Source organism: Streptomyces phaeoluteigriseus (assembly GCF_001896135.2).
Classification (GTDB): domain Bacteria; phylum Actinomycetota; class Actinomycetes; order Streptomycetales; family Streptomycetaceae; genus Streptomyces; species Streptomyces phaeoluteigriseus.
Genome location: NZ_MPOH02000005.1, coordinates 482,467 through 503,891 on the forward strand (window position 1 = coordinate 482,467; position 21,425 = coordinate 503,891).

General features: G+C 67.6%; 18 protein-coding genes. 10 read left to right on the top strand and 8 right to left on the bottom strand.

Features of this window, described 5'->3' with window-relative positions; genetic code table 11:
• Window positions 1–536: 536 nt before the first annotated feature.
• Window positions 537–938 carry a gas vesicle structural protein GvpA gene (locus BM536_RS05430; RefSeq protein ID WP_073490988.1) on the bottom strand — a complete coding sequence of 134 codons (402 nt, stop codon included), beginning with the start codon at window positions 936–938 and terminating at the stop codon, window positions 537–539.
• Between the two features lie 728 nt (window positions 939–1,666).
• Entirely contained in the window at window positions 1,667–2,281 is a 615-nt protein-coding gene (locus BM536_RS44255) for an STAS domain-containing protein (protein WP_342748779.1), read from the bottom strand.
• Here BM536_RS44255 and BM536_RS42395 point away from each other — a divergent pair.
• Window positions 2,186–2,431, top strand: coding sequence for an MscL family protein (locus BM536_RS42395; RefSeq protein WP_245873275.1), 246 nt, complete (start codon window positions 2,186–2,188; stop codon window positions 2,429–2,431). The genes BM536_RS44255 and BM536_RS42395 overlap by 96 nt on opposite strands.
• 141 nt (window positions 2,432–2,572) lie before the next feature.
• Here BM536_RS42395 and BM536_RS40215 read toward each other — a convergent pair whose 3' ends face one another.
• Window positions 2,573–2,890 (bottom strand): hypothetical protein, encoded by a 318-nt coding sequence (locus tag BM536_RS40215; RefSeq protein ID WP_143650800.1) that lies wholly within the window; start codon window positions 2,888–2,890, stop codon window positions 2,573–2,575.
• A gap of 185 nt (window positions 2,891–3,075) precedes the next feature.
• On the opposite strand from BM536_RS40215, the gene BM536_RS05445 reads away from it, so the two are divergent.
• The 8 genes from BM536_RS05445 (at window position 3,076) to BM536_RS05490 (ending at window position 15,720) form a co-directional block, all read left to right on the top strand.
• On the top strand, window positions 3,076–3,426 hold the full coding sequence (locus BM536_RS05445) for a hypothetical protein (protein ID WP_143650802.1): 351 nt from the start codon (window positions 3,076–3,078) through the stop codon (window positions 3,424–3,426).
• A gap of 408 nt (window positions 3,427–3,834) precedes the next feature.
• Entirely contained in the window at window positions 3,835–6,756 is a 2,922-nt protein-coding gene (locus tag BM536_RS05455) for a hypothetical protein (protein WP_143650804.1), read from the top strand.
• A gap of 36 nt (window positions 6,757–6,792) precedes the next feature.
• Window positions 6,793–10,551: a peptidoglycan-binding domain-containing protein gene (locus BM536_RS42400; RefSeq protein ID WP_073490892.1), complete on the top strand. Its 3,759-nt coding sequence runs from the start codon at window positions 6,793–6,795 to the stop codon at window positions 10,549–10,551.
• Complete coding sequence (locus BM536_RS41670; RefSeq protein WP_094102597.1) at window positions 10,551–11,423, top strand: hypothetical protein; 873 nt, start codon at window positions 10,551–10,553, stop codon at window positions 11,421–11,423. Before BM536_RS42400 ends, BM536_RS41670 begins: the two co-directional genes overlap by 1 nt.
• Before the next feature lie 473 nt (window positions 11,424–11,896).
• Complete coding sequence (locus BM536_RS05475) at window positions 11,897–12,355, top strand: hypothetical protein (RefSeq protein ID WP_073490886.1); 459 nt, start codon at window positions 11,897–11,899, stop codon at window positions 12,353–12,355.
• A 653-nt stretch (window positions 12,356–13,008) separates the two neighbouring features.
• Window positions 13,009–13,329, top strand: a complete 321-nt coding sequence (locus BM536_RS42405) for a catalase family protein (protein ID WP_245873276.1) — start codon at window positions 13,009–13,011, stop codon at window positions 13,327–13,329.
• A gap of 146 nt (window positions 13,330–13,475) precedes the next feature.
• Window positions 13,476–13,817, top strand: a complete 342-nt coding sequence (locus BM536_RS05485) for a hypothetical protein (protein ID WP_245873277.1) — start codon at window positions 13,476–13,478, stop codon at window positions 13,815–13,817.
• A gap of 46 nt (window positions 13,818–13,863) precedes the next feature.
• A complete protein-coding gene (locus tag BM536_RS05490; RefSeq protein ID WP_073490882.1) occupies window positions 13,864–15,720 on the top strand; it encodes a peroxidase family protein in 1,857 nt (618 codons plus the stop codon).
• Between the two features lie 830 nt (window positions 15,721–16,550).
• Here the strand turns inward: BM536_RS05490 and BM536_RS05495 are convergent.
• Complete coding sequence (locus BM536_RS05495; RefSeq protein ID WP_073490879.1) at window positions 16,551–17,129, bottom strand: TetR/AcrR family transcriptional regulator; 579 nt, start codon at window positions 17,127–17,129, stop codon at window positions 16,551–16,553.
• Window positions 17,130–17,312: 183 nt separating this feature from the next.
• Here BM536_RS05495 and BM536_RS05500 point away from each other — a divergent pair, with 183 nt between their 5' ends.
• A complete protein-coding gene (locus tag BM536_RS05500) occupies window positions 17,313–18,107 on the top strand; it encodes an SDR family NAD(P)-dependent oxidoreductase (RefSeq protein WP_073490877.1) in 795 nt (264 codons plus the stop codon).
• On the opposite strand, the gene BM536_RS05505 is transcribed toward BM536_RS05500, so the two are convergent.
• The 4 genes from BM536_RS05505 to BM536_RS05520 form a co-directional block, all read right to left on the bottom strand.
• Window positions 18,097–19,035, bottom strand: a complete 939-nt coding sequence (locus BM536_RS05505; RefSeq protein ID WP_245873278.1) for a LysR family transcriptional regulator — start codon at window positions 19,033–19,035, stop codon at window positions 18,097–18,099. The genes BM536_RS05500 and BM536_RS05505 overlap by 11 nt on opposite strands.
• Before the next feature lie 393 nt (window positions 19,036–19,428).
• Complete coding sequence (locus BM536_RS05510; RefSeq protein ID WP_073490875.1) at window positions 19,429–19,782, bottom strand: nuclear transport factor 2 family protein; 354 nt, start codon at window positions 19,780–19,782, stop codon at window positions 19,429–19,431.
• 37 nt (window positions 19,783–19,819) lie between these two features.
• The gene (locus BM536_RS05515) at window positions 19,820–20,839 is read right to left on the bottom strand and encodes a YncE family protein (RefSeq protein ID WP_073490873.1); all 1,020 of its coding nucleotides are present in this window, start codon (window positions 20,837–20,839) and stop codon (window positions 19,820–19,822) included.
• Window positions 20,836–21,318, bottom strand: coding sequence for a VOC family protein (locus BM536_RS05520; protein WP_094102598.1), 483 nt, complete (start codon window positions 21,316–21,318; stop codon window positions 20,836–20,838). The genes BM536_RS05515 and BM536_RS05520 overlap by 4 nt, the downstream gene beginning before the upstream one ends.
• Between the last annotated feature and the right edge of the window lie 107 nt (window positions 21,319–21,425).

Here is a 21,425-nt window from a genome sequence, read left to right on the forward strand (position 1 = left end):
GTCGGCGTCATCCACGGCAAGATGCTTTGCTGCCGGGTGACGACGCAGCACAGTCGGCAAATCAGCACACTTGTCGGAAACGCTTCTGATGGCGCTTCTGCCGTTACTCTGCGGAGCGATCAGTAACGACTGCGGAGCCGTCGTCCGGATCGGCGGCGTATGGCGCCGGTGGCTGTCCACGGTGCGATGAGCGCGGCGGCCACGGACATGGCGGTGAGGAGGCAGAAGAGGAGTCCATAGCCGCCGAGGGGCACGCGAGCGGCGCCGCGCGAACGGCGCGGGAGCTGCTGCTGTGGGCGGCCGGGGCGAGGCGTTCGAGAGGCGACAGTAGGGGGTGGTGCGCCCAGCAATTGGTGATGCAGGTGAGGCCACTGAGACTCACGGCGGTGGCGGCGCAGTGCGAGGAGCTCAGCTGACTTTCGCGGCCAGCTCGCCCTGGTGCAGCACGCGCACCGGTCACGGTGGGTCTCCGATGCCGTCCACGTCCTGTGGGAGTGAGGAGTGTGAGGCGCCGATGATCTCGTAGACGTACGTGCTCATATCTCCCTGCGGCGTGCGGCGGGTCGGACGCCCTGACGTTCCTTGCCCTCGTCGCGGGACTGCTGGAAGGCGTCGGAAACCGTCTCCGCGGCGCCGGACAGGGCTCCCTTGGTCTTGCCGCGGGCGCCGGACTCCGTGAGCTGCCCCGTGAGCTCCGTGAGCCCGGCCGGCCTGCGCGGCCCCGCCTCCAGGTCGAGGCGGTTGCACGCCTCGGCGAAGCGCAGGTAGGTGTCGACGCTGGCGACCACGATCCGTATGTCGATCTTGAGTATCTCGATACCGACGAGGGAGACCCGTATGAACGCGTCGATCACCAGACCTCGGTCGAGAATGAGTTCCAGAACGTCGTAAAGACCACTGGAACCTCCCCCGCCGCCCTGCTGCGTCGCCACGGTCATCACGACCAACCCCTTGCCGTCTTGTCTCTGCGTGGTCCCGTCGGCGCTTTTCCCTCGCTGCGACGCAGGGCTTACAGGCGCGAGTAGCCACCACCACCTGTGACAAACGCGTGTCCGAGCTTGGCCAGGTGGACCTGCAGATGGTCGTCGACGTCTACCTGGGCGGCTCTGCGCCCACATGCCTACCCTGCGCTGAGCCGGCACTGCTGCATACCGCAGCTGCGAAGGAGTCGGCCCCGACCTGCGGCCCAAGAGGGAAGGCAGATCACCTACGCCATGGACTCCGGTGGCGAATGCGACGGCTGCCGGATGCTGCGTGACCAGGTTGACTGAGGCGAGGATCGGGCGGGGTGAGGGGTCCTGTGGGACGAGAGGGGACCCAACGACTTCCGGCATTGATCATGTGCTCATGCCGCCCGGAGCTGGCGGCCACGAGCCGTCACGGCCCGTGGTCAGCGGCGCAGGTGCGCGGAGCTGCACCTGCCATCTGGTGGTCAGCGCCGCCACAGCGCGTAGCCCGAAGCGAGCTGGTCAGCCAGGATGAGGAGACCATGTTCTCCTCATCCTGGCCCGAGTCGTGCCCCAGCACCGCCAGCGTGTAACGCAACGCTCCGATCCGTACGGCGAGGGGTACGGGGCATCACCAAGGGTCAGGCTCTGAAGGCGTGGCGAAGCGTTTCGCGGCAGTCGATGACGGTGTCGACGCCGACGATCTGCAGGGCACCGCATCACTGATGCGGCGGGGGCGGCCAGCTACCGCTGGATTCCATGAAGGTGACCCGACCGAGGTCGACCACGATGCGAGAGCGGACATGGTCGGGAACGTCCAGGACTTGTCGGAGCTTGTCTCCGTTGTGGTGGTCGATCTCTCCGGCCAGAGTCAGCACACAGATGCCGTCCGTGGTGCCGGACACGATCGACAATCCGGCGGGCTGCTGATGGGCATCGACATCCTCGACATGGTGATCATCCATCTGATCGGGATTGGTGGACTGGCCACCATCGCGACCTGACCAGCCCCCCCCCCGCCCCCGTTCCTGCGGTGGCAAGTCAGGAGCTGGGTGCGTCCCGCAGGCTGGGGCGGCATGGGATGACCTAGAACAACGAGTGACCGCCGCGCTGCGGTCTCCTCGCGGGTGATCGCCCGTGGTGCGGACCTTCGGCCAGTCTGTGCCAGATACCAGCGGGGAGCCGGTGACGTACGGCACATTGCAGTGGCAGTGCTGCCGCGCGCCCCGGAGTGGGCCATGCGCGTCCAGCAGGTATGGGTGAGGCGTGGTCAGGGCATCCGGGGTGAAGCGGGGCGGGCCGACTGCGCCCCTGGTGCCGCCCGTAGACGTCATGGGCTGTTAAGGGGTGAGAAAGTGAAGGGCTTCCGGAGCTTCATCCTGCGTGGCAACGTGGTCGACTTGGCCGTCGGCATCGTCATCGGAGCGGCATTCGATGACGTCAATCGCCGCGGCCATCGTGAAGTCCGACCTGCTCGGTTTTGACGCGGACCGGCAACAAGCATTCGACAACGCACTGGCCGCCTCCCCACCAGGGCTGAGCAGTACACCCATGGGCATCGTCGCACTCAATGACTCGGCGCCCCATGGCTTCGCCGGACACCTCGAGAGCGAAAAATCCATTACTCAGCGAGCCTGCTCAAGGCGGCATCGATGTGGGCATCGTTCGAGCTTCTGCGAGCCGCCAACGAACTCGTGGCCGAAAAGCAGCCTCAGCCCGGCGACGTCATCCCCCTGCTGCGAAGCGAATTCAACGACATCATCAACGATGTCCGCGTGGTACAGCTCGCCGGCGTCAATCTCACCGGGTTCATACTTCCACGGTGGGATCAGATCTTCACCGTGCAGGCGGATTCCAGCGTCACGTTCTCCACGAACTTCCAAACGAATCTCACCGCTTCCATCGCCGACGGCGACGACGTCGCGACGGGTGTCGTGGTACACGGTGTCGGCTTCGGCTGTCTCACCGTAGGGCCGCGACCGCGGGATTCTTCGACGAGACCGCCACCGGCACGCCCCGGACCGCCGACGGAATGTGGCTGTGCGGGGACTTCGCGAACGGGTTTCCGCCGCAGCGCATCCCGTGCGTCAACGACACCCCCACCGCGCAGGAGACGTCCCTCCGGCAGATGGCCCGCCTGTTCACCTTCCTGGCCGGCGACGCGCCCCTGGTCGACGGACCGAGCGACGAGGCCATGCTGGATCTCCTGACCAAGGCCGTGCAGCGCCGGCACACCTTCCTGGACCGGGACACGACCGTGCAATTCAGCTTGCTGCAATCGAAGAGGGGCTTCGGCTCCGTCCACACCGGTACTCCCACTCAACAGGCAGTGGCGTCCGAAGCGGCGATCGTCCAGGAGAACTCCACAGGAAGCCGTTTCGTCCTGGCATTCCAGAACCTGCCGTTCGCCAATAACGCATCCATCAGGCCGGTTTCACAGGTATTCGACGCCGCGACCGCGGCGTTCCTCTTTCCCTGATGCGACAGCCGGTGCGTCGGTTCGCCACGTCCCTCCGGATGCGAACCGCCTCGCACTCCTCGTACATCCCAGTGGCGTCGATCCGCCATCGGAGTGAGCATGGAAGAGCGGTGAGCGGCGTCGCCGCAGTTCCTGCCTCTCACGACCTCGGATGAGGCGTTGACCATGTCTTTCCACCCCCCTCGTTCCGTCTCCCTGCGGCTGTGGCATGAAGTGCGGAACCATCCCGGAGGCGACCACCGAGGCGACCATGGTGGTCACCCTCGCGGAGGGTTCGGTGGAGGCGGAAGCGGTGGGAGGCGGCCTCGTCCGCATGGGCAGGACCCACGCCCCGACAGGCCCCCAGACCCCGGTCCGCACGACGAGGACGTGGCGGAGGGGCCGTTTCGGGTGGTACGGCCGGCAGACATGCTCGTCGTCGACATAGGCCTGGTCAATTTGCGATTCGACGGTCGGCGCCTCGTGCGGCGGGATCCGGGTGCGCCCACGCTCATCCTCGTCGGGTTGCCGCCGCAGCATGTGCTGGAAGAGGTTCCCGCACCGGTGAGCCCCGTCGTCACCGCACTTGATCCCATGAAGGCCGTGACCGCGGACTCGACCCAGTTGGCCTTCTCGGTGCCCGCCGACATCGACGGCCTGGAGCTGTCGCTGGCCTCGTTGCTCAACTGGGCGCGGCTGGTGCCGATGACAGTGCCGGCGGGCCTGCAGAGCCCGGACACGGCGGGATCGACGGTCTTCCAGGGCATCCCCAGAAGTGTCATCGAGTTCCCGACCCGGCTGCTGATCACGTACGACGAGCCCGTGGACTGGGTGGGCCGACGTGAGCCCCAACAGGTCGATGGCCGCACTGCGTTGTGGCACACGCGGCTGCACGGTGCACGGGACGGCGAGGTGTTGCTGCGGGCCTTCGCGACAGTCGCGGACCGAAGTGGACTGACCGCGAACAACCCGCTGACGGTCGAGAAGCTGGAGGACATCGTCACCCTCACCAGCCGGGCCGAACTGTCAGGACCAAGCGGTAGCCTGCCCATCGAAGTCCCCAGTGCACCGCTGCAGGCCGAGCAGTTCATCATGACGCCTCTGGGTACCTCTGCCCACGTGCGCGGCGCCTGGGAGCCACTGTCGCCGGAAAGCAAGCGCCGACTCCTGGACCTCGGGAAACGCGCCCCGAACCTGGAGACGTACGACCACATCACAGGCCTGGGGCGTGACCAGTACATACGCGTCGTCAGCCGCGGCCGTTTGTCCACCGGTCATGAAGCCCAGCTCGTCTCGGAGCTCAGACGGCTGTTCGTCGCGCGCCCGAATGACGGAATCGTCGCCTACCTTCAACGAGAGGACCGCGTCGTCGTCAAGCAACCGGAGGTCCAGTACGGCTCGGAGACCGGTTTTACGCACGGAGGACGCGAAATGCCCTTCCGTGCGCTGCGCATCACCGACCGTGTCACCCCACCGCTTCTCCAGCCCGTACCTGGCAACGATGCTTTCTGGGTGGCTCTCCAAAGCTCAGGGGGTGACCACGAGTTCACCTTGATCGGAACGGACCACGAGAATCGGAAGGTCAGTTTCACCATGCCGTTGGTGTTCGTTCCCGACGGCATGGAGAAGGCCAGACAAGAAACACAGTTGAAGGACCTGTATGCGGGAGACCTGAACGCGACGGCCCCAAGCCCGATCGACCAGAAGCTGATAAGCCGCATGAACCGGTCGATGGGCGGACAGGTGATGGCCATGGCGCAGCCGCCCGCCGACGCTCTCGGCAGCACGAGCCACGCGGTGGGCAAGTTGACCTTCGGGCTCGGGGTAACGGGTCCGGCAGGCCACCCCGTGGTCGGTCTTCCCCATGTATCCGCTGCGGAGGTCCGCGTCCCCGCCGTCGAGCAGTTCACCCCGAACGCCGGCTATCTCGCGGTGAGATTCAACGACACCTTTCTCCAGCAGAGCATGGAGAAGCATCCAGCGGGCGCATACCTGAATCTGGACCAGGCGCTCAGCCTCACCTTCGGGGCGGAGAAGGCCGGCGGGGTCGCCAGCCCCAACGCCTCGGTCAAGCTGATCACCAGCCAGGCAGGCGTCATTCCGGACGTCTTCAAGACGGGCACCGCCGGGGACGTCGTCGAAGCGCTTCCCCTCGCCGACATCAAGGCGGCCTTCGGCGGGGCGAAGCTGCTCGGTTTCATCGACCTCGGGCGGTACCTGCAGAACATCGCCAAGGACAGCCTCGGCACGCTGCGGCAGCTCGGCGACGACCAGATCGAGGCCATCCTGCGCGCCTCCAACGGCCTGCTGCCGACGCCCGTACTCCGTATCCGCGACCTGGCGGACGGGCAGGGCAAGGAACTGCGTTACGTGTGGAAGACCGCGTTGGGGAAGCGGGACGTGCAGCCGGGCGACAACTCGAAGGACATCCTCGATGTGTCCCATGCCGTGTTGACCCTGGACGCCCGGACCGTCCGCTCGAAGGACGCCGTCGACAAGGCCACGGTGGAGGGAAGACTGACCAACTTCGCGCTGGACTTCGAGGGAATGGCCCGAGTGGAGATCGCCGACCTGCAGTTCAGAACGGGGCCGGGAAAGAAGCCCGAGGTGGCGGCCAGTGGCCTGGAATTGAAGTTCACCAACGAGCTGGAGTTCATCAACAGCCTGCGCAGCGCCCTGCCCGCCGACGCATTCGGCGGCGGTGCGTACATCGAGGTACAGCCCAGCGGAATCCGCGCGGGCTACAGACTCGCGCTTCCAGCCATCGGCGTCGGCGTCTTCACCCTGTCGAACGTCTCGCTCGGTGCGGAGCTGTTGATCCCCTTCGACGGCAAACCGGTTTCGTTCCGCTTCACGGTCTCCGAGCGGACGCATCCCTTCAACGTCACCGTCTCCCTGTTCGGCGGCGGCGGCTACTTCTCCATGCTGGTCGACGCGACAGGCGTACAACAGATCGAGGGCGCCATAGAGTTCGGCGGCAGCGCGGCACTGAACCTCGGGGTCGCGAGCGGTGGCGTGTCGGTCATGGCGGGCATCCGCTTCGAGTTCGACGGAGCCGCAGACAGGGTGTCCCTCGGCGGCTACCTACGGTGCAACGGATTTCTGTGCGTGCTGGGCATCATCACGGTGTCCGTCGAGTTCTACCTTGAGCTCACGTACGAGAAGCACGGTCGCGAGTCCGTGGTCCGGGGCAAGGGCAGGCTCACGGTCAGCGTGCGGATCGCCTTCTTCAGCAAGTCCGTCTCGCTGGAGCTCGAGCGCAGCTTCTCCGGTGCGCCGGGCGACCCCACCTTCGCCGACTCCGTCCTGCCACACCACTGGCACGAGTACTGCCCGGCGTTCGCCCCCTGAGACGCGCCGGCCCTGTGAGCCCCGTGGGAGACGACCATGCCATTCGAACAGCACATCAACTGGACCGTTCTTCCCGCCGGGCTCACGGACGACGGCAGCCAGGTCCGGGTGTCGGTGTTCATCGCCCCCCGGCTGACAACAACCGACCAGCCCCAGGTGGCGGCGGCCGACCAACCGGTGCTCAGCACGCTCGGAAACTTCCCCGACTTCGTCACCTGGCCGGAAAGGGTGAAGGCGGCAACCTTCGAGTTCGCCACCGGGGACGACACTTCCGCTTCGTCCACGTCTTTCACCGGCCGGATCGACCCACAAGGGCCGCACCCCGACGCGAACTTGTGGAAGAAACTCTTCACCGAAGACACCCCGCTGGAGTTGTTCGTCTTCAAGTGCATGGACGTGAATGACGGCCACACCTACTCGGCCAACGAAGTCAGCAGACTCACCAGGCGTACCTACGCCGAGGCGGCCAAGATGTCGCCCGAGAGAGAGCCCGCTACCAGGGACGTGATGCCCTCGCTCAGCACTTCCTCACCGGGCGTCGAGGGGCTGGCCGCAGATCGGGGTGCCATGCCTGACGCACTGGCTGCGCTGACTGCCTTCCACACGATCACAAGGCCGCGCACGATTGGCGGCGAAGACGATTCCCCAATGCCGCCGACGGAGTTGTCGCAACCCGACTTCCACCAGATGCTCACTTCGCTCGGTGACCATCCCGAGCTGCTCCGGCGCCTCGGACTGGTCCTGGACTTTCTGCTGCCGGCCGACCGGCTGCCCGTCTCCTCGGGCGAGCGGTTCCTGACCGTCACTCCCCACTGGACCGAACCGCACGCGGACTCGCACGACGTGTCCCCCCACACCTTCTATGTCTTCCTCCCGGACCGCCACGTCCTCGTTCCCGGGGCCAAGTCCCGCACGACCGCCGACCCGCTGGCGTCGCCGTCCCGCGGCGTGCTGGCGTTGCCCGAGGAGGACTTCTCCCTCGAGCAGGCCGACATCGACGGCGCCGCGCTGCAGATCGCCGCGCACATCAGGATGGCGAGCTCCTCGGATGCCAGGGGATTGTCCCCGGTGCGGACCCATGGAATTTCGCTGGTCAGGGACAAGCGCCGAGAGAAGCTCAAGGAGGAGTTGGATCGGGCGGTCGACCACGACCAGGCCTTCACCCAGGTGCTCACGAGCACGGCAGCCGCGGCGCGAGACCCTCAGACCCCAAGTACCGCACCGCCGCCCCCGCCCGCCCCCAAGCTGGTCGCCGAGGACCTGGTCCGTGGCCACCGGATGGACATTTGGGACGAGGACCATCAGCGCTGGTTCTCGCTGCACGAGCGCGACGTCGAGTACCGGCAGCCGAGTGGTGGACCGCTCCTTCTCACGGCATCCGACGAGGGCTTCTTCCAGGCCAACCTGATATCACTGCCGCCAGGAATGGGCGACGACAAGCCTTACGTACCCGAGCAGTTGGTCACTTGGGACGGATGGTCACTGTCCGCGCCCCGCCCGGGCCTGGTACTGGACATCGATGAGGGATCGGTCGAGGCGAACCGGCCCCCCAATCAGCCGGTGGAGGTCAGCAACAAGGCGATGACGGCACTCCCGCTGGAGATCACGTCCAAGGTGCGGCCCGGCTCGCTGCCAAGGCTGCGCTTCGGCCACCAGTACCGGGTGCGACTGCGCACCGTCGACCTTGCGGGCAACGGCCCCACCCTGGCGGAGGCCGATGCCCTGATGGAACAGAAGGATCTGGCGCTCCCCGGTGACGGGCTGCTGGTGTTCCAGAGGTACGAGGCTGTCCCGGCGCCCGCCGTGGCACCCAGACTGCCTCTCGCGGAAGGCGCCTCGGCCTTCCGGATGGTGATCCGGAGCAGCCCGGGGTCCGGGCCGCCCCCGGCCGCTCCCCCCAGCCCTCCGGGAAGTGAGGTGACGGTCGTCCTGGCCAACGTTCAGGTCGGCAAGACCAACGACGACGTCCGCACCGTCCAGGAGGCTCTCATCGCCCAAGGGCACAGCCTCGTGGGCGGCGCGGACGGTGTTTTCGGCAACCAGACCAAGGCCGCCTACGCCGCCGAGCAACGTGCACAGGGGTTCAAGGGGACAAACGCCGACGGGAACCCCGGCTGTCAGTCCCTCACCGAACTCGGCCGCAAGGGCGGCTTCGCGGTCGACTGCGCCGCCGGCCCCGGAGCCGGCGATGATCACGCAGGTTCTGAAGGCCGGGACACGGGCAGGACAGCGGAGCAGTACGCCGCGGACTTCAACCGGTCGCGGCTGGTCACCGAGGAAGGACACCTCCCGTACCAGGGAACGGACGAACGCCATGTGGTGGCGCCCAAGGCGTCGCTGCAATGTGTCGAGTGGCACGGCCTGCTGGACGAGGCCATCGGCTCCACCGATCAGCGGGCCCAGGATTCGGTCTACGAACTGGCCAAGCGGGAGAGCGGCTCACTGAACGATCCGTCCCTTCCGAATGTACAGCTGGAGCCGATCCCGTCGCCGGCGGCGGACCCCAACAACCCTGTAGTGACCGCCCTGCACACGGGCGGGCAGGTCGACGTGCCGTACCTTCGCGATCCGTTGGGCACGGGAGCGGTCCTTCTCGACCTGCCGGGAATGCCCGCCGGGGAGCCCTTCATCGTCCCCTGGGGCGGTGATGTCTGGCACCGTCCCAGGTCCTTCCGACTGAGGCTGGCCGAAGGCAGTGCGCCGCCACGCTTCGACGAGGCGTCCAGGGTGCTGACGGTGTCGCTGCCGAAGGGCGTCGTGGCGACCGTCAGGTTGTGCTCCGCGATCGACTTCGACGAGAAGGTCATGGGCATGGCCTCGTGGTGCCGGGAACTGCCGGCGCCGGCACCGGGAATCGCGCCGGAAACGGAGGATGACGCGGCGGCGCGAAAGGCGGCAGAGCTGCGGAGAGCCGACCACGCGCTGGAACTGGCCGCGGCCGGTCGACACTGGATGTTCACCCCCTGCCAGGAACTGACGCTCGTCCATGCCGTTCAACAGCCCTTGAAGGCACCGGTGTTGGACCTGTCTCCCGTGGCGACGCCGCGCGCCTCCAACGCGACGGCCGAGCACCTCGCCGGCACCATCGCGCTGGACGAGGACAGCACGGACCGGATCGACCTGGTCGCGGAGTGGACCGAGGTGACGGACGCCGGGCCCACGGGCCGCGACACGCGGGACATGGCCGTCCCGGTGTTCGACCTCCTGACGGCGAGGGTGAGCCGGGAAGGCGCCCCCGACACCGAACCCGCCATCCTCCGAAACGGCATCCTGACCTTCAGCACCAAGGCGGCCGAGGACAGGGCAAAGGTGGCCGCGGACGAGGCGAGGGCGCTCGAGGAAGTGGCCCTGACGGCCGAGGACAAGGCGAAGGCGGATTTGCTCAAGATCCCTCCCGTGACCCAAAAGCACGAGTTCGGCGACACCAAACACCGGAAGGTGAGCTACCGCCCGGTGGCCGGCAGCAGGTTCGGGGACTGTTTCCCTCCGCAGTTCGCCGCGGCCGGCCAGAATGCGCTGACCGTACGGGGGGAGGCGAAGAAGTACTCGGTGCCGAGCAGCGCACCGCCCACTGCGCCACGGCTGCTGTACTGCGTACCCACCCTCGCCCTGGAGCACTTGAAGCAGGTCGACGGACCGCCCGGCGCCATCGTCCACCGCCGGCGAGGCGGCGGTGTCCGGGTGTTCCTCGACGTCCCTGGTTCTCCTCCGGAGACGGCGAGCTGCTCGGCGTGGTCCTCGGTGAGTCTCCGGGGGGAGACCCGGCTTCCGTACGGGATGCCTGGGTCACCCTGATGGGCCGTGACCCCATCCACCGTTCCGCGCCCGTCGTCGCCCCGACCGCGGACATGTTCACCAACGCGGTGCGGCAGTCCGGGAAACTCTCTCTCCACACGCCCTCCGGCTCGCTCGACGTCACGGTCGTCGGCTTCGCTCCGCAGTTCGACACGGAGGAGGTTGAGGAGAGGCGGGGGATGGGGGGGACGGACGAGACGGAGAAGAGGGGCGGCCGCTGGTTCTGCGACCTCGACATCGACACCGGGGACGCCTGCCTGCCCTTCGTCCGGCTCGCCCTGGTCCGCTACCAGCCGGATTCGATCCCCGGAGCCGAGATCTCGCAGGTCGTCCTCGCCGATCTGGTGCGCACCCTTCCCGACCGGGAACTGATCGTCACGCCCGGCGAGTCGCTGTCGGTGAGCGTCACCGGCCCCTCCTGGGACCCCACCGGCTCGCCTGCGCCGCGGATCACAGCCACTTTGCAGCGCCGGAACAGCGTCGTCGAAGACGAGGACCTCGGCTGGGTGACACTCGAGGACACCGCCACGGTACTCACCTCGATCGACGCGGAATCCTCCCGGACTCCCTTCTACACGGGTCAGGTCCCGATACCACCCGTGCGACGCGGGGAGCCGCTGCGCCTGATGGTCATCGAGACCGAGGGCGTCCGAGCCAACGGCCTCACCCCGCCCACGACCCCAGGGCCTGTCATCTACTGCGACACCGTCAACCTCTCACCCAAGCGTGGCAACCCGGACCGCCATGACGGGCATGACGGGCATGATGGTGGTGGGCAGGACAGGCACGGCGGGCATGATGGTGGTGGGCAGGACCGCCATGACAGGCACGGCAGGCCCGGCCATCATGGCGGCGGGTTCCGCCGCGGCTGACCCTTCGGCACAAGGGGGCCGGGTCGGTGGCCTGGGCGAGCAGGGCGAGCGCGGTGATCGCCGCCCACACCCATCTCCGGCTCGCGCATCCGTTCTCCGTCGGCCTGCGGCCATCGGCGTCGCGGACCCCGCCGCGGCCTGAGTCCGGAGCCGGAACCCGGCCCCATCACACCCGACACACCACAGGCACTCACAGGTCCAACGAGGCACAGCGGCCTCTGAGTTATCAGCCGAACCCGTAACGGTTCCCGGAGTCCGCCCTGAGGCCCAGCCCGACAGCCGCACCGCCAGCGACGCCGGTGATCGGGTCCCAGATAGCGAAGCGGACGGTCATCTCGGGGCACCGCCTCTGCGACGTGGGATCTGGGACGGACCAGTTGGTCGCACCCGGCCTTGCCGTGGTTCTGAGGTGCCCGGTGAAGCTGACCGCCATAGGATGGTTCTGACGAGGGGTACGCCCCCGGAGGTGTGCGATGAGCCACGGTACGGGTGCGGACATCGACGAGCTGCTGACCATGTCGCGGCCGGAGCTCGAGCGGCTGTTCCGCGCCAGTCATCCCGGAGAGATACCGCGCGGTGAGGGACGTGGCACTGTGCTTACCGCGCGTGGTGCGAAGACGTCCAAGGCAGTGGCTGCACTCGCCCGTCTCCTCGCATGGCAGGGCAAGGTCGTTGACCCCGACCGCGGCGAACTGCGCAATAGGGTCACCCCCTTCGGCATCCGGGCGATACGCGCGAAGGTCTACCGAGGCGAGAGCCTGTTGGACGGTGGCGAATGCATCGTCCTGGACTACTCCCGCACCTCGTTCGTCGCGCACTGGATACGTGACGAGATCCGCCAGGTCGGGCCCTACCGCTATCTGGGAATCGTCTACTGGGGACGGCGCAGGATCCTCAATTTTTCCTTGTACTTTGCCGGTGCCCATACCTGAGACGCCGCACACGCCGTGAGCGACGGCCCGTCAGCCGCAACGCTGATGGGATGTATTGAATTATGCCGCACCAGTCGGCAGTTACCGTCCTGGCCACCATGCCCCCGGACCGGGTCGATGATGTGCGGAAGGTGCTCGGTGAAGCCAACCGGAAGAAAGGGCGAGCAGCGGTGACCGGGGCACAGCGGATCAACGACGCGGTCCTGTGGTGCGTCCAGCCCGAACGGCGCGTCGATCCCTGCGTTCGCCCGCTGCTCGACCGACTGCTGCGCCGGCCAGTAGCCGGCCAGTACAGGCGCTGGTGCAGTGGCTCATCAACGTCCGAAGCCGCGACGAACACCTTCATCTCGCCGAAGAGGCGGTCCGGCGCGAGGAGGCCGGTATCGCCGAGGACATCGCACGTCAGATGGGCCGCTCTCTCGCACGCGAGTACGCGCCGGGGTCCGCGCAGCGGGCCGGGAACACCAAGTCCTACGGGGTCGTGCGCGCGGGGAGTTCACTGTGCCGCAGACCTGCCCGAGCGCCTGCGCCACAGTGTCTTCACTCGTCCCACCACCTTTCCGGCCTGGGTCCGCTTCGCCGGACCGGGCCCCTGTCACCGCCCGACATCGAGGACAACGGTGTCCTCAGCATCGGCGTCAAGCTGCTCGGTGTTGCGGGAACGCGACGGCACCTTCGATTTCCTCGCCCAACTGCAAACCGATCCGCATCGGATGCCGATCGAGGACGCCTCGGTAGTCTGGCCCGAAAGGCTCTCGTCGTTCATCCCGGTGGCCACGCTGCGGTTGCCGAGACAGGATTTCAACGCGACGCAACGGTTCGCCCTTGCCGACCGGCCGTCGTTCAACCCTTGGCACGCGCTGCCCGAGCACCGGCCGCTGGGCAACCAGAACCGCGCCACCTACCTCCGGATCTCCGGGCTCCGTCAAGCGATGAACGGTACCCCGCGCGAGGACCCCGGTGATGGCACCTGACACGGCTCGGCCACGCAGAGCCGTCGACGGGCGACCCGACGGGACATGCCCTAGCGTCGTACGCGGCACGCACTACCCCTTGGGAAGGGGCGACGACTATGGACGGGCAAACAGTAGCCCGATACAGCCTCGGCGTAATCCGGTTGGTGAACGGCGTGGCGGCACTCTTGGCGCCTCAGCTGGTGGCCCGCCGACTGGGGGCGGAACCGGGCCGACCGGCGTTGATCTACGTGCTGCGGATGTTCGGCGTGCGGACCGTAGTCCTGGGTGTCGAGCTGCTCTGCGTCAAGGACCCGGTCGAGCTTGACCGGGCACTGCGCGTCGGCACGTTGATCCATACGAGCGACGCCCTGTCAGCTGCCTGGGTCGGGCAGGAAGGGACGCTCGCCCGGCGGCCCGCGGTGGCTGCCACCGCGATCTCGACGGTCAATGTCGCCCTCACCTTTCTGGCGCAGCGGCGGAGCCGATGCCGTCCGGCCACGCGCTGACCATTCCTTCAGAACACCGCCATCGCACGCCGGAAGGAATACCACGATGGGTAGAACTCACGACGGCTCAGCGGGCCGCACAACACCGCGAAATGGCGAGACCGGACCTGCCTCCTGGTTCGTCCAGTTGCACAACGAGCTGGCACTGGCCGTCGACCACAAGATCGGTTGGCAGAACCTGCCGAAGTCGCTCGGCATGCTGACCCTCATCGGGCTCCGTAACAATCTGCGCCGGAAGAACCTCTTCGACACCAGCACCTACCCGACACAGAACCTGCCACCGATTGGGCCGTCGGAACCGCGGCACCTCACCGAGCGCACGGCCGACGGCTCGTACACCGACCTGGCCAACCCTCGTATGGGTATGACCGGTTCGCGCTTCGGCCGCAACGCCCCGCCGGAGCGGAGCTTCCCCGAAACCGAACCGCAGATCATGTCGCCGAGCCCACGTGAGGTGAGTCGCGCTGTCCTCACCAGGCATGAGTTCGTTCCCGCCGAGTCCGTCAACGCCTTGGTCGCGGCGTGGTTGCAGTTCATGATCCGGGACTGGGTCAGCCATGGGCAGGGCGCGGTGGACCGTCCCTGGCACATCCAGCTTGTCGACGACGACCCCTGGCCCGCCCGGCCGATGCTCGTGCCGCGGACGCTCGCCGACCCGACCCGACCGAACAGTGACGACGGGCTGCCGCCGACGTACATCAACGAGAAATCGCACTGGTGGGACGCGTCTCAGCTCTACGGCGACGACCTGGCCGCCCAGCGGCAGCTGCGTACCGGCGAGGATGGCAAACTCAAGGTGCCCCGAAACGGATCGCTGTTCGCGGACGATCCGGAACGTGACCCGGCGAGCGTGCCTGGGTTCTGGGTGGGCCTCGCCATGATGCACACCCTGTTCATCCTGGAGCACAACTCCATCTGTGACAGACTGCGTGGCGAATATCCCAGTTGGTCGGACGAGGAGATCTTCCAGCGGGCGCGCCTGATCGCCGCTGCACTCATCGCCAAAATCCACACCATCGAATGGACTCCGGCGGTCATCAGCCATCCGACGATGGTCACCGGAATGCGCGCCAACTGGTTCGGCGTCCTCGGTGAGCAGGTGCATAGGCTGTTCGGCCGGATCAGCTCGAGCGAGGTGCTCAGCGGCATCGTGGGCGGGCGTACCGACCACTTCGGTGTCCCCTACTCCCTGACCGAGGAGTTCGTGGCCGTCTACCGGATGCATCCCCTCGTCCCCGACGATTGGAGCTTGCGCTCGGTCGCGGACGACTCCCTGCTGCAGGAGGCGACATTCCGGGATCTGGCCGGGCGGCAGGCCTATGAGATCCTCGGCAAACACACCCTGCCGGATCTGTTCTACTCGTTCGGCACCTCACATCCAGGTCTGGTGACCCTGCACAACTACCCGAAGTTTTTGCAGGAGTTCGAGCGCCCGGACGGCAAGCTCATGGACCTCGGGGCAGTCGACATCCTGCGGATCCGGGAACTCGGTGTACCGCGGTACAACGAATTCAGACGTCTGCTGCATCTTTCCCCGGCGGAGGATTTCGACTCGCTCACGGACAATCCGGTCTGGGCTGAGGAGCTGCATCGGGTGTACGAGGGCGACATCGAACGCGTCGACCTCATGGTGGGCATGTTCGCCGAGCCCCGGCCGAAGGGTTTCGCCTTCAGCGACACGGCCTTCCGCATCTTTGTCCTCATGGCGTCCCGTCGGCTCAACAGCGACCGTTTCCTCACCAAGGACTACACGCCCCAGGTGTACACGCAGACCGGACTGGACTGGATCGAGAACAACAGCATGGTCAGCGTGCTGCTGCGACACTTCCCCGAGCTGCGCTCTTCCATGAAGTCGGTGGACAATGCGTTCGCTCCCTGGAAAGCGTCCTCACCCGCACGGTGATCACGCTCGGTGCCCGTCGGCTGCTGGGCCGTGGCCTCGCAATTCAGTCGGTGGCCCGTGCAGCAGCCAGAACGCCACCGTGGCGAGCGCGAATGGCCCGTCGATGGCCGCGTGCTCGATCACGAGTGGCCTGGCAATATTCCAGGCGTACATCGTCGTTTGATTGACGACTCGAACGACTTGGCCAGGATTCCCCAGCACAAAGGATGCCGCGGTTGTGCGTCTCATCGCGCGGTGCCCTGAGTACCGAAGCCGATGAGCAGCACCGGCGTCACTCAGGGCCCGGCTCAGCGCGGCGAGCCGTCCGAGGATGCCGTCCGCGTACGCGGACGCTCCACGGCCCAGTCGCTGGACCGCCCGGAAGTTGGCCGCCAGATTCGTGAGCCCCTGGTCAGCGTGAGCTGTGGCCGACGGTGCGAGTCGGGAGCTGGAGCCGCCTGATCGCCTACTGATGATGCCGCGCGCGGCGCGGATGAGGTCGGCGTTGGTCTCGGCGGTCGTTCCGTCCGGCGGTAGCCGGAGCACTCCCCCAGAACGGTCCGTATGTCCAACTGACGACAAGCGATCATCTACAGGATGGCCCAGGCGGCGTTGTCCTCGCCGTGGAGAAGGATGGGCGATCTCGCGGCGTAGCGCCGTTGTTGTACAAGTCCAGCAGCTGCGGGGACCGCGATCTGCGGACACGTCTCCCTGATCTCGGCCAGGATGCGCAGGACACGGGGTGGACGTGCGCCAAGAACTCGGCCGCAGATAGGGTCCGTACCTCGGGCGCGCCGCATGTCCCGCAAGATCACTCCCACATGACCGGAGTGGTGACCGTCGTCATCCGGCTACAGAGGTGCGGGCAGCCGCGTGTCGAGGAGCTGTTCCGCCAGCTGGATCATGTGGTCGCCCGGGGTGTCGGTTGCCATGGCAGCCGCCAGGACTTGGGCGCCGTCGAGGATGATCAGGAGCTTGCCGGCGGTGTCGTCGGGGTTCGCGTCGCCTGCTTCGCGGAGCTGTTCGCTGAGCCAGGTCTGCACCTCATTCTTGTGGGCAACGGCTGCGGCGTGGGCGGGATGGTCCGCGTCGGGGAACTCGCTGGTGATGTTCAGTGTGGCGCAGCCGCGGTAGCCCGGCGAGGCCATGTCCTGCCGGGTGAGGTCGAACAGGGCCTTGATGCGGGCGCGGGGGCTGGGTGCTGCTGCCGCCGTCTCGCGGAGGCGCTGCCACCAGTGCTCGTTACGACTGACCAAGTAGGCGGTGACCAGCTCGTCCTTGTTGGCGAACTGGCGGTACAGAGTCGCGTTCGCGACACCTGCCGTGCCGATCACCAGGTCCATGCCGACGGCGCGGACGCCGCGCGAGTAGAACAGGTCGCCGGCTACGTCCAGGATGTGCCGTCGCGTCTCCTCGGCCGGTCGTCGCACCTTGAGTCTCCTCTTCGGGTGAGCGGGAGTGAACCGACTCCATTATGAGACGATCGTTCTCTTCATCAAGCGCTTGACAAGAGAGAACGATCCGTCTCATCCTCGGAGAGAACGATCCGTCTCATCGGATGGGTTGCCGGGCGCCACCAGTTCACGGCGCCGCACTACCCCAAGGGAAGACTCATGCACATCGACTTCACCGGCCGTACCGCGCTGGTCACCGGCTCCACACTGGGTATTGGCCTGGCCACCGCGGAAGCCTTCGCCCGGGCGGGGGCCCGCACCGTCCTCAACGGGCGTGATGAGGCCCGGCTCGTGGCGGCTGCCGACGGCATCCGAGCCCGGGTGCCGGGTGCGGACATGGTCACCGTCGCCGCCGATGTCTCCACCGCCGAGGGCGCGCAGGCTCTGCTGGAGGCGGTGCCGGAGGTTGACGTCCTGGTCAACAACACCGGCATCTTCGCCTCCACCCCGGTGCTGGAGATCGAGGACGAGGAATGGCGTCGCTTCTTCGAGGTCAACGTCCTCAGCGGTGTCCGGCTTGCGCGCCAGTACATGCCGGGGATGATGGGGCGCGGGTTCGGCCGTATCGTGTTCGTCTCAAGTGAGACGGCCATCGACACACCGCTCGACATGGTCCACTACGGCATGACCAAGACCGCCCTGCTGGCGGTGGCCGGCGGGCTGGCCAAGGCCGCCGCCGGCACCGGCGTCACCGTCAACTCCGTGCTTCCGGGCCCGACCCACACGGAAGGCATCGAGGAGTACATCACCGCCCTCATCCCCGAGGCGGAGACGTTCGATGCCGCGCAGCGCGAGTTCATCGCCCGGTTCCGGCCGACGTCGCTGATCCAGCGGCTCATCCGGCCGTCCGAGGTCGCCGATCTGATCCTTTTCACCAGTTCCGACCGTGCCTCGGCGACCACCGGCGCAGCGCTGAAGGTCGAAGGGGGCACCCTCACCTCCCTCACGCCGTGACGTAGATCCGGCGCCACCTCCGTTCAGAGCCCTTCCCATCGGGCTGCCGCGTCAGTGAGCCGCTCGCGCACGACGGTGAGGGCCGGGTTGGCCGGCCGCCGCGGCGCACCGCGAGGTAGATGGTGTTGAGCGGAGGTGCCTCGGGGCGGTGGAGCAGGATGATTTGGCCGGCGGCCAGGGCGGGCTCGGCCAGGTAGCGCGGAAGGGCGGAGATCCCGGCGCCCGCTTCGACGGCCGCCAGTACCGCGCGCAGGTCGGGGACGACGAGGGCGACGGGATTGGCCGGGCGGTGGCCGAACTCGCTGCGCCAGTAGCGGCGCAGGATCGGCAGTTCCTCTCCGTAGGCGACCAGCGGCAGTGCGGCCAGGGCGTCGGCCGGTGCGGTGCGCAGCCGGTCTGCGTCCACGGTGCGGGCCATGGACGGCGGGCCGACGAGGAGGAACTCCTCATCGACGAGCGGGACGGCGAAGAGCTCCTGGTGTGTGGGCCGGATGGCGGAGACGACCAAGTCGAGTCGGTCGGCGGCCAAATCGTTCAGGAGATCTTGGGCCAGGCCGAATGCCGCACGCAGGTACAGTCCGCGGCCGGTGAGCGGGGCTAGCGCGGGCAGCACCCGGAGGGTCATGATCTCGGCCGCGCCACCGATGCGTACCGTTCCGCGCAGAGTCGGCTCTGCCTCCGAGGAGCCCAAGGCGTCACGGAGGCCGTCCAGATGCAGGCTCACGCGGGACGCGAGGGCCGCAGCGCGCGGCGTGGGGGTGACACCCTTGCGGGAGCGGACGAACAGCTGCTCCCCGATCTCCTCTTCAAGCCGGGCGAGTTGCCCAGTGACGGCGGGCTGTGTCACTCCCAGCCTGTGAGCGGCTGCGGAGAGGGAGCCTGCCCGGTAGATCTCCAGGAATGTGGCCAGCAGGTCCAGGCTCGGCACGCGTTCTTCCTTTGTCCGTTGTCCGGGACGCCCGCCACCCGGTACGTGCGGTGCGGCAGCTCAGTGTAGGGATGACGTCCCGCTGCCGGGGGTGGGTGCGGGCTGCGTGGTGGGGGTTGTTCTCGTCAGCGGCCTGCGCCGGGATAGAGCCGGTTACGCACTGCGCCTCTTTGCCCCGGTCGACGGCCCAGCTGATGACGAGCGTGACGCCTCGCTGGCTCCGGGGCCGCGGGCGTCGGGGGCGGGGAGGCCGGTCGTTGCGTCATCAGGCCGTCCTTCCGGTACGCCAGGAGGGTGCGGTTCGCTCGTGCGCGCTTCGCACCCGTGTGTGCGTGGTGTGGCCGGTGGACCGGCTGTCCCCTCGTCGCCGCCGGCCGCCGGGCTGAACGGCTGTCAGGTTGTCGGGCCGGTCAGCAGGGTGTAGCGGACGGTCTGAGCCCGGATGAGACCGTCGCGGAAGACGAAGGTGTCCAGGCCGTCCTCGACGCGCGCTGCGCCCGCTGTCGCCGCCCATTCGAGGAACAGGAGATCGCCCGCGAAGATCGGGCTCTTGGGATTCCACTCGGCATCGGGGAGATCGGCCAGAACGGCTCCAATGCCGTGCTTGACACCGTCGCGTCCGTGCAGAACCCCGGCCGGAGTGACGAAGACGGCGTCGGATGTGAAGTGTGCAGCGATCGCGTCGAGGTCGCCGGAGTCGAGGGCCCTGACGTGGTTGCGGAACGTCTCCTGGGGGCTGCGTGTCATCGAAGCGTGCTCCGTTCAGTGAAGGCTGCGAGGCAGGTCAGGGGAGGTAGGCGATGCCATGGGCGCCTTGGGTGGTATCGGGATCGCCCGGGTCGATGTCCAGGACGGCGGTGACGACGCCATCGGCGAGGTCGACGACATGCACGGTCCCCGAGCGGAGGTTGGCAACGAACCCGCGGTCGCCCTCCGGGGTGGTGCGGATCGTGATCGGGACCTGGCCGACAGACGCCGTAACCAGCGGGGCGAGAGTGTCCGGGGACAGGACCGTCAGCTGGCCGTCCCTGGGCGCTCCCCCGGAGCCGGTGGGTACAAGGCCGATCAGGACGCGTCCGTCCGCAGCAACGTGCACCGGGCATCCCGGAGCGGCCAGGGGTTCGCGTGCGACGACACGGTCGGTGGCGGTGTCGATGACGAGCAACGTAGGCGGGGCGGAGGCGTCCGCGTGCAGTGCCATGCCGGCCGCATAGGCGCGGTGGCCGTCAGGCGATACCGCGACCTCCTCGGTCCCGCACGGTGCGGGGATCCGCCCGGTCAGGGTCTGTTCGGCGAGGTCGATCACGGAGATGAACGGGTCGGCCTTGTTGGTCGCGTAGCCCTTTGCACCATCCGGCGTGATCGCGAACCAGTGGGGGCCCCGAGCGCCGACCTCGATCCGGCCGACCTGCTTGCGGGTGGCGGTGTCGATCACCGCGATCGCACCGCCGCCGCCGGGCCCGGCTTCGACGGTCGCGTACAGCAGGCCGCGGTCCTGGTCGAGGGCGACGCCGTGGGGTGCCACCTCCGGTGCGAGCGACACCACCTCCAGAACCTTGCGCTGGTGAGGGTCCACGACGGAGATCTCGTGGGCCTTCTCCCCCGGATTGGCGTAGACACCGGAACGGTAGGTGTGCGAGACGTACAGGACGCCGGCCGCCTCGTCGACGGCGATCTCGTGCGGCTGGGCCAGGACGGGAAGGTCCCCCAGCGGCTCATAGGTCAGGCCGTCGAAGAAGCGCAGCGCCTCTCCGGTGGAGGTGACCACGGCCAGGACAGGCCGCGCGTGCCGTACGCCGTTCATCGCCGGCTGCCGTCGCCGGTCTGTCGGTCGATGAACTCGATCACCTCGTCGTTCGGACCGTAGACGAAGGCGGCCTGGAAGCTCATCGGGTCCGGGGCGTCGGTGGTGATCTTCATGGGGCCGGCAAACGGGCGGGCTCCGGCGGCAAGCGCGCGGTCCCAGAGGGCGGGGACGTCGTCCGTACGGATGGCGAAGTGGACCAGCGCGGCCAGGCGGCCACGCTCGGCATCGGTGGGTCGGTGTGCGGGATCGAGGGGCTGCGACGAGCCACCGGGTGGGGTGGAGCCGGCGTCGAACAGCTCGATGAGACGGTCGTCACCAGCGTCGAGGAACACGACGCGGGTCGCGCCGCCGCCGAGGGTCCACTCCCGGACGAAGCGGAAGCCGAGCCCCTCGATGTAGAAGGCGGCGGAGGCATCCAGGTCGTAAGCGCGGATGGCGATGTGGTCAAGGCCCTGGTTGAGGGTGGGGGTGGTCACGGGCTTCTCTCTTTCGTCCAACCGGATCTGGCGCTGGGTGCGCTGTGCTGGTGGGGCTGATCCGATGGCCGGGGGCGACGGGCTCGGCCGGTGGCCCCCGGCCATCG